Annotated in this window: 12 protein-coding genes; 3 read left to right on the forward strand and 9 right to left on the reverse strand. The window is 70.1% G+C overall.

Translation table 11 applies throughout. From position 1 onward, the window contains the following. From VFF46_RS16015 to paaA, 4 genes are all read right to left on the reverse strand, one after another. Positions 1–229 (reverse strand): iron-sulfur cluster assembly protein (locus VFF46_RS16015; RefSeq protein WP_325037911.1); only part of this gene is annotated, 229 nt, incomplete at its 3' end. Continuing rightward, a complete protein-coding gene (paaC, locus tag VFF46_RS16020; protein WP_325037912.1) occupies positions 223–957 on the reverse strand; it encodes a 1,2-phenylacetyl-CoA epoxidase subunit PaaC in 735 nt (244 codons plus the stop codon). The genes paaC and VFF46_RS16015, both read right to left, overlap by 7 nt. Further along, positions 954–1,232 (reverse strand): 1,2-phenylacetyl-CoA epoxidase subunit PaaB, encoded by a 279-nt coding sequence (paaB, locus tag VFF46_RS16025; protein WP_325037913.1) that lies wholly within the window; start codon positions 1,230–1,232, stop codon positions 954–956. The genes paaC and paaB overlap by 4 nt, the downstream gene beginning before the upstream one ends. Beyond that, positions 1,229–2,140, reverse strand: coding sequence for a 1,2-phenylacetyl-CoA epoxidase subunit PaaA (gene paaA / locus VFF46_RS16030; RefSeq protein ID WP_325037914.1), 912 nt, complete (start codon positions 2,138–2,140; stop codon positions 1,229–1,231). Before paaA ends, paaB begins: the two co-directional genes overlap by 4 nt. A 165-nt stretch (positions 2,141–2,305) precedes the next feature. On the opposite strand from paaA, the gene VFF46_RS16035 reads away from it, so the two are divergent. From VFF46_RS16035 to VFF46_RS16045, 3 genes are all read left to right on the forward strand, one after another. After that, positions 2,306–3,493 carry a DUF418 domain-containing protein gene (locus VFF46_RS16035; protein WP_325037915.1) on the forward strand — a complete coding sequence of 396 codons (1,188 nt, stop codon included), beginning with the start codon at positions 2,306–2,308 and terminating at the stop codon, positions 3,491–3,493. Between the two features lie 18 nt (positions 3,494–3,511). After that, positions 3,512–4,114, forward strand: a complete 603-nt coding sequence (locus VFF46_RS16040; protein WP_325037916.1) for a GNAT family N-acetyltransferase — start codon at positions 3,512–3,514, stop codon at positions 4,112–4,114. Positions 4,115–4,175: 61 nt separating this feature from the next. After that, positions 4,176–5,873 (forward strand): alpha/beta hydrolase, encoded by a 1,698-nt coding sequence (locus VFF46_RS16045; protein WP_325037917.1) that lies wholly within the window; start codon positions 4,176–4,178, stop codon positions 5,871–5,873. Between the two features lie 437 nt (positions 5,874–6,310). Here VFF46_RS16045 and VFF46_RS16050 read toward each other — a convergent pair whose 3' ends face one another. The 5 genes from VFF46_RS16050 to VFF46_RS16070 all read right to left on the reverse strand — a co-directional run bounded on the left by VFF46_RS16050 (position 6,311) and on the right by VFF46_RS16070 (position 13,011). Further along, positions 6,311–8,740: an ATP-binding protein gene (locus tag VFF46_RS16050; protein ID WP_325037918.1), complete on the reverse strand. Its 2,430-nt coding sequence runs from the start codon at positions 8,738–8,740 to the stop codon at positions 6,311–6,313. A gap of 133 nt (positions 8,741–8,873) precedes the next feature. Beyond that, entirely contained in the window at positions 8,874–9,317 is a 444-nt protein-coding gene (locus VFF46_RS16055; protein WP_325037919.1) for a hypothetical protein, read from the reverse strand. Between the two features lie 36 nt (positions 9,318–9,353). After that, the gene (dapB, locus tag VFF46_RS16060; RefSeq protein WP_325037920.1) at positions 9,354–10,100 is read right to left on the reverse strand and encodes a 4-hydroxy-tetrahydrodipicolinate reductase; all 747 of its coding nucleotides are present in this window, start codon (positions 10,098–10,100) and stop codon (positions 9,354–9,356) included. Positions 10,101–10,139: 39 nt separating this feature from the next. After that, entirely contained in the window at positions 10,140–11,966 is a 1,827-nt protein-coding gene (locus VFF46_RS16065) for a hypothetical protein (RefSeq protein ID WP_325037921.1), read from the reverse strand. A gap of 31 nt (positions 11,967–11,997) precedes the next feature. Further along, positions 11,998–13,011, reverse strand: coding sequence for a dipeptide ABC transporter ATP-binding protein (locus tag VFF46_RS16070; RefSeq protein WP_325037922.1), 1,014 nt, complete (start codon positions 13,009–13,011; stop codon positions 11,998–12,000).

Raw genomic sequence — 13,011 nt, forward strand, 5'->3', positions numbered from 1 at the left:
CGGTTTCCACTCGGCCTTCCACGTTCAGGGAGCGCAGGGTCAGTTCGACCTCGTGGCGGATCAGGTCCATGGCCGGGCAGCCGGAGTACGTCGGGGTGATCGTCACGACCGTCTCGCCGTCCTCGTGCCGGACGCCACGGAGGACGCCGAGATCGGCGATCGTCAGGACCGGGATCTCGGGATCCGTGATCTCGCCGACTGCCTCGAAGATCGCAGCGTCGGTCACCATGTCGCACCTGGATGGGATCGGGCGATGTGCTGGAGTTCGGCCAGCAGGTAGCCCATGTGTTCGGTATGGCGCCCCTCGCGCCCGCCGGTGTGCTGGTACGTGGACGAAGGCCGGCTGCAGGTCGACTCGTCGATGACGCTCAGCACTCGTTCGCTCCACGCGTCCTGCAGTGTCGAAGGATCGACGGCAACGGCGAGGCGCTGGACCAGGGCGTCGGATTCGAACAGTTCGCCCGTGTAGGGCCAGAGCGCGTCGAGGGCGGCCTGCATGCGGCCATGGCTCTCCGGGGTGCCGTCGCCGAGGCGCAGGACCCATTGGGTCGCGTGGTCGACGTGGTAGGCGACCTCCTTCACCGCCTTGCCCGCGACACCCGCCAGCGTCTCGTCGGCGCAGGATCGCAGTTCGTCGTACAGCAGGTGCTGGTACGTCGCGAAGTACAGCAACCGCGCCATCGCGTGCGCGAAGTCCCCGTTCGGCAGCTCGCAGAGCAGCAGGTTCCGGAACTCGCGCTCGTCCCGGAAGTACGCCAGCTCGTCCTCGGTCCGCCCGGTCAGCGACCCGGCGTACTGCAGCAGCGACCGCGCCTGCCCCAGCTGATCCAGCCCGATGTTGCCGAGGGCAACGTCCTCCTCGAGCTGCGGTGCGGACGCGATCCACTCGCCGGTGCGCTGCGCCGCGATCAGCGCGTCGTCACCGAGCCGCAGGGAGTATGCGTACAGGTCACTCACAGGTGCTCGACACCTTCCGGGACCTCGTAGAACGTCGGGTGCCGGTACACCTTGTCACCGGCCGGGTCGAAGAACTCGTCCTTCTCGTCCGGCGACGACGCGGTGATGTCGGCCGCCCGTACGACCCAGATCGACACGCCCTCCTGGCGGCGCGTGTACACGTCCCGCGCGTTCCGCAGCGCCATCGTCGCGTCCGACGCGTGCAGGCTGCCGACGTGCGTGTGCGACAGCCCGCGCCGCGACCGCACGAACACCTCCCACAGTGGCTCGATCATGCTGCCCGCACCGCCTTCTTGGCCGCGTACGCCGCCGCCGCTTCCCGCACCCAGGCACCGTCCTCGTGCGCCTTGACGCGCTTCGCCAGCCGCTGCTCGTTGCACGGACCGTTGCCCTTGACAACTTCGTACAGCTCCGCGTAATCCGGCTCCGTGAACCGGTAGTGCCCGTCCTCGTATGCGAGTCCGTCATCCGGGACCCGGATTCCGAGTACGTCGGCCTGCGGCACGGTCATGTCCACGAACCGCTGCCGCAACTCGTCGTTGCTGTGCCGCTTGATCCCCCACGCCATCGACTGCTCCGAGTGCGTGGACGCCGAGTCCGGTGGACCGAACATCATCAGCGACGGCCACCACCACCGGTCCAGCGCATCCTGCGCCATCGCCTTCTGCGCGGGAGTCCCGTTGCACAGCGCGTAGAGGATCTCGAATCCCTGCCGCTGGTGGAACGACTCCTCCTTGCACACCCGCACCATCGCCCGCGCGTACGGACCGTACGAACAACGGCACAGCGGCACCTGGTTGACGATCGCGGCGCCGTCCACCAGCCAGCCGATCGCGCCGATGTCGGCCCAGGTCAGCGTGGGGTAGTTGAAGATGCTGGAGTACTTCTGCTTCCCGGCGTGCAACAGGTCGAGCAGGTCGGCCCGGTCCACCCCGAGGGTCTCGGCGGCGGCGTACAGGTAGAGACCGTGGCCGGCCTCGTCCTGCACCTTGGCCATCAGGATCGCCTTGCGGCGCAGCGACGGCGCCCGGCTGATCCAGTTGCCCTCCGGCTGCATGCCGATGATCTCGGAGTGCGCGTGCTGCGCGATCTGCCGGATCAGGGTCTTGCGGTACCCGTCGGGCATCGCGTCCCGCGGCTCGATCCGGCCGTCGGCGTCGATCGTCGCCTGGAAGCTGTCCATGGGATCAGCATATGTGACACTTTTTCTCCAAATCAACAACAGGTGTCACAAAGGTGGTGTTGCACCTACCTCCGAGAGGGGTCCTGACGCACTGGGGAGCCGGGTCGGCCGGACCCAGGATGGAGTTATCCGTTCAAGGGCTCAACAGTTTCCCCGGAGGATCCCGTGACCACCACACCCACCGCCCCGGCCGTCGATCATCGAGGACCGGTCACCGGGCGCGAGCGCGCGCTCGCCCCGGACCTGATCCGCGGCGCGATGCTGTTACTGATCGCCCTCGCGAACAGCGCCAACTTCGCGTTCGCCGGCCAGCCCGGCATCGAGAGCGCGCCGCACGGCTTCGAGCGCATCCTGAACTTCCTCATGCTGACCTTCGTGGACGCCCGGGCGTACCCGGTGTTCGCGGTGATGTTCGGCTACGGCCTGGTCCAGCTGGCCCGCCGGCAGCGGACCTCCGGCGCGAGCACCTCCGCCGTACAGCGGATCCTGGTGAAGCGCAACGCCTGGCTGATCGCGTTCGGCCTGGTGCACGCGACCTTCCTGTACTTCGGTGACTTCCTCGGCGCGTACGGCGTGGTCGGCATCGCCTGCACGCTGGTCCTGATCAACCGCAGCGACAAGTTCCACCGGATCGTCCTCGGCGTGTGGGCGTTCATGGCCCTCGAGACCCTGTTCATCGCAGCCAAGGCCGTGGTCGCGATCGTCACCAGCACCGGCGCCGCGCAACCGCTGACGAACTCCCCGAACCCGTCGCTGGCCGCCACTTCGTACCTGGGCAGCCTGGTCGACCGGCTGCACGAGTACCCGCTGCACATGGCCAGCGTGCTGGGCTTCGTCGTGATCGTCTGGCTCGGTATCTGGGCCGCCCGCAAGCAACTCCTGGAGAACCCGGGCGCGCACAAGACCCTGCTGACCCGCGTCGCCGTCGGCTGCCTCGGTATCACGTTCATCGGTGGTCTCCCGTACGCCCTGGTCGGCGCCGGCTGGCTGCACGTCGACAAGGCAGCGGTGGACACGCTGGACCTGCTGTCCCAGGTGAGCGGCATGTTCGGCGGTCCTGGGTACGTCGCCCTGTTCGGCCTGATCGTCGCGCGGATCCGCAAGCAGTCGCTGCCGGTACGGGCGATCTCCGCGCTCGGTCAGCGGTCGCTGTCCGGGTACCTGTTCCAGTCCGTGTCGTGGATGATCCTGCTGGCGCCGTTCACGCTGGACCTGCGGTTCGGGAGTACGGCGTACACCGCGGCGCTGGTCGCGATCGGTGTCTGGGTCCTCTCGGTCACCGGGGCGTACGCGATGAGCCGCCGGTCGTACCGCGGTCCGGCCGAGACCCTGCTGCGCCGCCTCGTGTACTGACTTGCGAGGATTACGACCATGAGCGACTTCGGGGTTCCGGAACCCGCCAACCTCTCCGACCTTTCCGCGTCCGCGCCGATCGCCGAGACCAGCGTCCGGCTCGCGCTGCCCGCGGAGGCCGGGGAGATCGGCGAGATCCAGGTCGCGGCCTGGCGGGCGGCGTACGCCGGGCTGCTGCCGGCCGATGTCCTGGCCGACCTCAACCCGGCCCAGTTCGCGGCCCAGTGGCGGGCCGCGCTGCTGGCTCCGGGCGAGGCGCGCAACCGGGTGCTGGTCGCGCTGGCCGACCGGACGCTGGTCGGCTTCGCGGCCATCACCCCGTCCGACGACCCGGACGCCGACCAGCAGCACGACGCCCTGGTCGCCGAGCTCGCCGTCAGCCCCGAGGCGACCCGCGCCGGCCACGGTTCGCGGCTGCTGAACGCGGTCGTCGACACCGCCCGCGCCGACGGCTTCCGCCGCGTGACCGCCTGGGTGAACTCCACCGACGACGTACTCCGCGCCTTCTACACCGAGGCGGGCTGGGCGCCCGACGGAGCGCACCGCGAGCTCGACCTGTACGGCGACGAGTCCGTGCGGATCAAGCAGATCCGCCTGCACACCGACCCCGGTACCGAGTAACTTCGGCGGGCATGACAGATTGTCACGGACCGATCACGCATGGCCATCTGTTGGAGTCTGCATGAAGTACCTCACCCTGGCCGTCGGCCTGGGCCTGTCCGCCGTCGCCGTTCTCGTCGTACCGGGATCAGGGGCGACCGCGTCGACACAATCCCCGGCCGTCGTCGACGGTCCACATCCGGTGGCGACGAAGTACCTGAGGCAGAGACCGGTGTGGACCAAGTGCGGTGAGGCCGACCTCCGGACGTACTGCGCGAAGATCACCGTCCCGCGCGACTGGGCGAACCAGTACGCCGGCAACGACCTGCAGATCGCGGTCAGCAAGGTCGCGCCCGCGAAGGGCAGGCCGAGCCGGGTGGTGTTCGGCAACCCGGGCGGCCCGGGCGGCGCCGGGCTCGGGATGGCGCCGTACCTCGCGAGCCAGGCGCCGCTCGCCAAGGACCACCTCGCGGTCGGCTTCGACCCGCGCGGCACCGGCGGCAGCACGAGCGTCAGCTGCGACGGCGCGCCCGGGTACACGATGGACGCGCGCGACCGCGATCCGCGGACCCGCGCTCTGATCACCGAGGCGTCCCAGCTGGCGCAGCCGTACTGCGACAGCCAGTCCCGCGGCCTGATGCCGTACATCACCACCGCGCAGACCGTGCAGGACATGGACCTGATCCGGCAGCTGCTCGGCTACGACAAGATCGACTACGTCGGGTACTCCGGCGGCACCTGGATCGGCGCGTACTACCAGACCTACTTCCCCGAGCACGCCGGCCGGTTCGTGCTGGACTCGAACACCGACTTCACCGGGAGCTGGCTGGACACGTTCAGCGGCCAGCCGCAGGCGTTCGAGCGCCGGTTCCGCGAGGACTTCGCGACCTGGGCGGCGAAGTACAACGCGGACCTGCACCTCGGGTCGACGCCCGGCGCGGTCCTCCGGTTGTACGAACGGTTACGGCGCGCGCTCAAGGCGGCGCCCGCGACCGAGGAGTTCATGGACGGCTCGGTGAAGATCACGTACGACGAGAACACCCTGGACCAGATGATCACCGGGGATTTGTACTCGAAGCTGGACTTCCATTCCCTGGCCACCGACCTGCGCTTTCTGACCGGTCTTTCCGCGGCCCAGGCAAAAGGCGGACCGCGGGCCGCGCAGCAACAGGTCGACGCGCTGCCGGCGGCCCGTCAGCAGGAACTCGTACGGCGGGCGCACCGGGCGCCGATCGGGCTCCGGATGCTCGGCGAGGTCGACTCCGAGGACGCGACCTTCGCCGCGATCACCTGCAACGACACCCCGTGGCCGCAAGGGTCGGAGTACGGCGAACAACTGGCCGCCCGGCTCGGCCCGCACTACCCGCTGGTCGGCTGGACGATGTCCGAGAACCCGTGCTTCTACTGGCACCGGCCGAACCTGACGATGCCGACGCCGACCGGCAAAGGCTTGCCCACAACGCTGATGGTGCAGTCGGTGCACGACCCGGCGACGAACTACGGGCTCGCGGTCGCGGCGCACGAGCGGTACGCCGGCTCGCGGATGGTGACGGTGACCGGCGAGGGCGACCACGGCGTGTACGGCGGCGTGAACCGGTGCGCGGACCGGATCGTCAACACGTTCCTCAGCACCGGGGTCGCGCCGGCGGCGGATGTGAGCTGCAAGGGTGAGGGGATCCCGGCGCCGGGGCCGGAGGTACCGGGTGCGGAGTCGCTCGACGGTGCTCCGTTACAAAAGATCGCCGGATTCACGAAAGCTGTTTCCGGATATCTTCGCTAACGAGCGTTTGAGATTCTGCGGAATTCGCCATCGGGTGGTTACTGTCGGCGAATTCCGGCCGATGATTTCGTTGTCAGGACATAGTTGTCAGGGGGATGTCAGGGTTGCGTCCCTGTGCGACGCAGCGTGATCGCGGCACCCTGGAGTCAGCGCGAGGACCGCGCGTCGACTGGGAGGGCTCGACGACGGCCTGCGCCGGACGTGGCTTCGGCCGGCTGTGCGGGTGGGGGGACTGCCGAGGACCCGGGAACGGGCCCGGACAGAACACAGCCGGCCGGGTCACGCATCTCCAGACCCTCGCGGGGCATCGTCGATCCCCCAGGTCGTGGTGCTCCGCGAGGCACCAACACGCGCAAAGCAGGCGCGCGCGACACGCGGGCGGCGCAGGTGCGGACGGCACGCGGGCGCAGGCGGGCCCGTGTGCGGGTGCGGGTGGTTCAGAGTGGGTCGCGGGCTCGGGTGGGGTCCAGGGGGGCTGGGGGGTAGCCGTCGGCGACGGCGGCCAGGGGTGCCGCGTGGCCGGCGGACCAGGCGGTGCGGAAGGTGCGGCGTTCCAGGGAGGACTCGACCGCGGCGCGGGTGGCCTCGTAGTCGGGTTGTTCGATCCGCGGCACCGGCACCCGGATCACCTGCCGGACCTCGTCCGCCGCCCCGAGCAGGAAGGCGGCGTACTCACTCCGCCCACGATGCTGCGCCACCGCCGCGAGCTCCTCGAGCACACTGGCCGACCGCCACCGATCCCCCAGATCCCGGTGCTCCGCCAGGCTTTCGTCCAGCAGGTGCACGGCCCGCTCGGTCAGCCCCCGCCGCCGCTCGACGATCCCGAGCTGATTCAGCGACCACGCCACCCCCTCGCGGTACCCGAGCCGCTGCGACAACGCCAAACTCTCCTGCAGCAACTCCTCCGCCTCGACGAGCTGCCCGTCGTACTGCGCGATCGTCCCAAGACTGATCAACGACCACGCGAGCCCCTCGCCGTCCCCGACCACCCGGAAGCTGTCCCGCGCCCGCCGGCACCGCCGAGCCCCGACCTCGAGATCCCCCCGCAGCCACGCGACGAACCCGAGGTGGTTGTGCGCCCACGCCATCCCGGCCCGATCGCCGAGACTCTCGTACAGGTCGTAGCTCTCACAGTGCAGGTCCTCGGCCGCAACGTAGTCCCCGCGCTCCCGCGCCACTCCCCCGAGCCGCTGCAGCACCATCGCAGTACCGGCCTTGTCGCCAAGCTCCTTGTACTGCGCCAGCGCCGTCTGCAACCGCTCCGTCGCCGCGTCGTACTCGCACTGCAGGAACGCCAACGTCCCGGCGCCAAGGTTCGCCTTCGCCAACGCAGGCTCCAGCCCCGACGCATCGCCGAGCTCCAACGCCCGCTCCAGCCACTGGCTCCCCTCGGCGTAGTGACCGCGCAGACAGCAGAACAACCACAACCCACCCGCCAGCCGCAGCGCCTCGGCAACCGAGCCGGTCTGCACCGACCAGGCCATCGCCGCGCGCAGATTGGGCAGCTCCGCCTCCAGCCGGTCGAGCCACTCCCCCTGCTCCGGCCCGCGCAGCTGTCCCTCGGCTTCCTCGGCCAGGCTCAGGTAGTACCGCGCGTGCCGCTCGGCCGTCGCGTCCGTCTCCCCCGCCGCCTCCAGCCGATCGGCCGCGAACTCCCGGATCACCGCGAGCATGTAGTACCGCGTCACGCCGCCGCGCCGGGTCACCTTGATCAGCGACTTGTCCGCCAGCCGCCCGATCAGGTCGAGCCCCTCGACCCGGGTCCGTACCCCGGACAGCACGGCCGCGGCCGCACCGAGCGTCCACCCGCCCTTGAACACCGACAGCTCCGCGAACATCTCCCGCTCGGCCGGGGTGAGCACCGCGTGGCTCCACTCGATCGCGCCGTACATCGACTGCTGCCGCGGCGACAGCGTCCGCGACCCGCCGGCCAGGATCCCGAACGACGTCTCCAGCTCCGACGCCAGCTCCTCGATCGTCATCACGGTCGTCCGCGCCGCCGCCAACTCGATCGCGAGCGGCATGCCTTCCAGACGCCGTACGACGCGTGCCACCTGGTCGAGCTGCCCGGTCGGGTCGTACCCGCGGGCGGTCGCGCGCTCCACGAACAGCCGCACCGCTTCGGACGCCTCCAGGTGGTCCTCGTCGTACGGCAGGCCCAGCGCCGGTACGACGTACACGCTCTCGCCGGCCAGCCGCAGCAGCTCGCGGCTCGACACGAGGATCGACAGGTTGGGGCAGTGTTCGAGCAGCGTCGCGCAGAGCCGTTCGACCGACGGGAGTACGTGCGAGCAGTTGTCGAGCACCAGCAGCATCGCGCTGCGGCCGATCTGTTGCGCAATGTCCTCGGCGAGCCGGCTCTGCTGACCGATGGCCTCGGCCACCGCGGATACGACGGCCTCCGGTTCGGTGAGCGCAGCGAGCGGGACCCAGCAGACACCGTCCTGGAACGTGTCCGCGACCGCACTCGTGACGGCCTGCATCAGCCTGCTCTTACCGACGCCACCCGGTCCGGTCAGCGTAAGCAAACGAGTGATTCGCTGTGTCAGCAGGCGTGTCGTCGCCGCCAGCTCGGTACTACGGCCGATCAGCTCGCTGGTCGGTACGGGCGGCGGCCGCAGCGGCATCCGGGAGCTGTTCGCGTCCTGACGGGCCGCCGCGGCGAGCAGCAGGCGGTCCTGCTCACCGAGCCGCAGGGCATCGGCCAGCAGCCGCAGCGTCTGCGCTCGCGGCGCACGGCGGCGTCCTCGTTCCAGTGCCGCGATCGCGTCGACGCTCAGCCCGGCAAGCTCCGCCAGCCCCTCCTGCGACAGCCCGGCCTCTCGCCGGTGCCGACGCAGCAGGCCACCGAAACCGGCCCCCTGCACGTCCTCCGAACCGCGGCGAGACCCGTCTGACGGCACAGGACGGCCCCACCCAGTCTCCGACCTTCTACGTGGCGGCTGCCACGTACCTTCCTGAAAATAACCCGTGCCGCACCGGCTTGTCAGGACTTCCGGCTCACGGGGTCACGTCGTGCTGCCCGATCGCCTTCCGCATCGCCTCGCGAGCCCGCCGCCGATCGCCCGCCGCGTCGTACGCGGTGGACAGCCGGAACCACACCCGCCAGTCCTCGGGCGCCGCTTCTGCCTCCGCCCGGTACCGCCCGAACGCCGCATCCGCGGCAGACCGGTCGATCCGCCCGGACGGCCGTCGCGGCAGGTCGTCGACCGGCAGCCCGCCGGCCGCCTCCAGCTCCCGCGCCAGTACTTCGGTCCGCCGGCCGAACTGGATCTCCCGCCACACCAGGTACGCGCCGACCAGCGGGATCACCAGCACGGCGATCCCGAGCCCGATCGCCACCGGCTCGCCGGTGCCGATCAGCAGCACACCGCGCCAGCCGATCAGTACGGCGTACACGACGAACACGACCGCGAGCAGGAACGCGGTCTGCTTCGCCTTCATGGCTGTGTCATTTCCTGCCCCGCCCCACCGCCCCGGTCAGGAGAGGTCCATGAAGTGCTCGAGGCCCACGGTGAGACCGGGCGCGGCGCCGATCCGCCGGACGCCGAGCAGCACACCCGCCATGAACGACACCCGGGCCATCGAGTCGTGCCGGATGGTCAGCGTCTCGCCCTCGTCGCCGAACAGCACCTCCTGGTGCGCGATCAGCCCGCGCAACCGGACGCCGTGCACCCGGATCCCGTCCACGTCCGCGCCGCGGGCACCGTCGAGCGCGGTCGTGGTCGCGTCCGGGATCGGGCCGGAACCGGCCGCCCGGCGGGCGTCCGCGATCAGCTCGGCGGTACGGCGCGCCGTACCGGACGGGGCGTCCACCTTGTCGGGGTGGTGCAGCTCGATGATCTCGACGGACTCGTAGTACTGCGCGGCCTGGGCGGCGAACCGCATCATCAGCACCGCGCCGATCGAGAAGTTCGGGGCGATCAGTACGCCGGTGGACGGCGACTTCGCCAGCTGGTCGCGCAACGTCGCGAGCCGGGCGTCGTCGAAGCCGGTGGTGCCGACGACCGCGTGGACGCCGTGCTCAATGCACCAGGCCAGGTTGTCCATCACGACCTCGGGCCGGGTGAAGTCGACCACCACCTCGGCACCCGCCGCGGTCAGCGCGTCCAGCGAGTCGCCCTGGTCGAGCCGCGCGACCAGCTCACAGTCGGCAGCCTCCTCGACCGCGAGGCACGTCTGAGCACCCATCCTGCCCTTGGCTCCCAGCACACCGACCTTGATCATACGCACCCGTCCTCCAGTCCTGTAGAGGGCACCAGGATCTCATCCCCCGGTGTGGGCGGCGCGCTCGGCCTTCGGTACCCAGACCTGCAGGCCGATCGTCTGCCGCGGCGGCGCCAGCAGCACGTAGTCGGCGCCGAAATCCAGCCCGCAGGCCCGCAGCGCGGTGATGTCCTTGTCCGAGATCGACCGGTTCGCGATGATCAGCGGTTTCCGGGACGGTCGCTGCGTCCGGCAGGCCTCCTCGACGCCGGCCACCGTCCGGTCCTGCTCCTTCGGCGCGATCCAGGCCTCGCCGAGCGGCCGGCCACCGAGCATCAGGACCAGGCCGGCCATCTTGTCCAGCGCGAGGATCGGACGGCCGCCCGGGATCAGGTACGGCGCCAGCGCCTTCTTCAGCCGGCCGTAGTTCTGCTCGGCCTTCGGCGCCAGGCGCAGTCCTGCCAGTGCGGGCTGCGACGCGGCGACGGTCAGCTGCGACGTGGGCACCGACCGGTACGGGTACTTGGTCAAGCCGGTGTACGCGATCGTTCCGGTCGCCACCAGCGACGCGGCTAGCGTGGCCCCGAGGATCGCCCGGGCGACCACGGGTGTCGGCCAGATGCCGGTCAGGATCGCGATCGTCAGCGCGGTCCACGCGGCGAACGCGTTGAAGCCGATCGTGTACAGCGGGGTGTTCGTCCCGAACGCCTGCACGATCGGGATCACGAAGAGCAGCACCAGAATCACCCACGTCCGGGTGTTCTCCCGGCACAGCCGCGAGCACTCCGTCACTCCTGCGCGCCAGGCGATCAGCGCGCCCGCCGCGGCCACGACGGCCACCAGGACGGCGCCGAGCAGGGTCGTCGGGTACTTGTAGATGTGCGCGGGTCCACCGAGCGCACCCTCGTCGGCGATCACCCGCCAGGCCGAGACGGCGAAGCCGGCAACCGCCAGCACGGCAGCGACGATGCGCACGCTGCGCCAGCGACCGACCACGGCCACGGCGGTCGCGACCAGCAGCAGGCCGTGGTACAGCAGCGTTCGGCCGAGGAGGTCGATGCCGGTGGTCCAGTAGTGGTGCAGGAGCTCGGTCGGTGAGTACGACGTACCGGCGATGAACTTGTTGACGGTAAGGATTCCCGGCACCGCCACGTTCAGCGGCACCACGAAGAGCTGGACGAACAGCGCCGCCATGGCCAGGCCGCCCAGCGCGTAGAGGATGCCGCGGGCAACCGCACGCCACCCCTGCCCGGCCAGGACCACGACGGCCGCGATCACGATCAGCCCGATCGGTACCACCGAGGACCATTTCGCCAGCACCATCGCGCCGATCACCAGCCCGGCCACCACCGGTGTCCAGAACGGCACCGGACGGTCCCGGTCGACCGCGGTCGCCATCCACAGCACGCACGACACCAGCAGCAACGCACCGAGCAGGATGACGTCGTTGTACCCCGGCGACAACGGCAGCCAGGCGACGCACATCCCGCCGGCGGCCAGGATCATCGCCGTACCGGCCGCCTCGAACAGCTTGGTCGGCGGCATCCCCGGCCGCCGTCCGCGCAGCCAGCGCATGAAGCTGTACCCGAACAGCAGGTGGACCACCACCACGGTCAGCAGCCGGAACAACCGGAGCTTCACGATGCTGTACCCGAAGACCTGGAACACCGGGCCGTACAGGTACTGCACCCCGCTGAGCGCCAGCGGGTTGCTCTGCCACCACCGGTACGACAGCAGGTAGTAGCCCTCGTCAGTGACGTCGAAACCCTTGCCCGCGACAAGAGCCATGGTGACGATCCACCACGCGGACAGGCCGGCCGCGACCACGAACAGCGCGAGAAGCAGGACGAAACGCCTGTTGCGCAGGACGACCGGCAGCGTGCTCACGGGCGACACCCTAGGCCATCGCTCCTGACTGCTACCCCTTAGTTGCGGCTTCGGAAGCCGAGTACTCCGCCTGCGCCTCCTCGGCGAAGTGGCAGGAGACGGTCTGGCCGGACGACAGCTCCCGGAGCTCCGGGACCTCCACGCTGCATCTGTCCGCGGCGCGCAGGCAGCGGGTGTGGAACCGGCAGCCGGACGGCGGGGAGACCGGTGACGGCGGGTCACCGGCCAGCACGATCCGCTGCCGTCCCTGGCGGGCCAGACCCGGCTCCGCGGACAGCAGGGCCTGCGTGTACGGGTGCGCGGGTACGTCGTACACCTGCTGGTGCTCGCCCAGCTCCGCGACCTTGCCGAGATACATCACCGCGACCCGGTCGGAGACGTGCCGGACGACGGACAGGTCGTGGGCGACGAAGATGATGCTCAGGCCGAGCTCGCGCTGCAGCCGCATCAACAGGTTCACCACCTGCGCCTGCACGGACAGGTCGAGCGCCGACACCGGCTCGTCGCAGAGCAGTACGTCGGGGTTCAGCGCGATCGCCCGGGCAATTCCGATCCGCTGCCGCTGACCGCCGGAGAACTGGTGCGGGAACTTCGTCTCGTCCTCGGGCCGCAGGCCGACCAGCTCGAGCAACTCGCGGACCCGGGCCCGGACGTCGACGCCCTTCGACACGTCCGGGTGCACCTGCAGCGGCTCGCCGACGATCTCGCCGACCCGCATCCGCGGGTTCAGGCTGGAGTACGGGTCCTGGAACACGACCTGGACGTTCCGCCGCCATTGCCGCAGCTCGCGGCCACGCAGCTTGCTGACGTCCACGCCGCCGTACTCGATCCGGCCTTCGGTCGGCTTCTCCAGTGCCGCGAGCAGCCGGACCAGCGTCGACTTCCCGCAGCCGGACTCGCCGACGATGCCGAGCGACTCGCCCTTGCGCAGGGTCAGGTCGACCCCGTCGACCGCGCGGACGACGGTCTTGCTTCCGAAGCTCAGCGCCGGGCTGATGTCGTAGTGCTTCACGACATTCGTTGCCACCAGCAACTCGTCGGCCAT

Source organism: Kribbella sp., from assembly GCF_035655035.1.
Taxonomy (GTDB): domain Bacteria; phylum Actinomycetota; class Actinomycetes; order Propionibacteriales; family Kribbellaceae; genus Kribbella.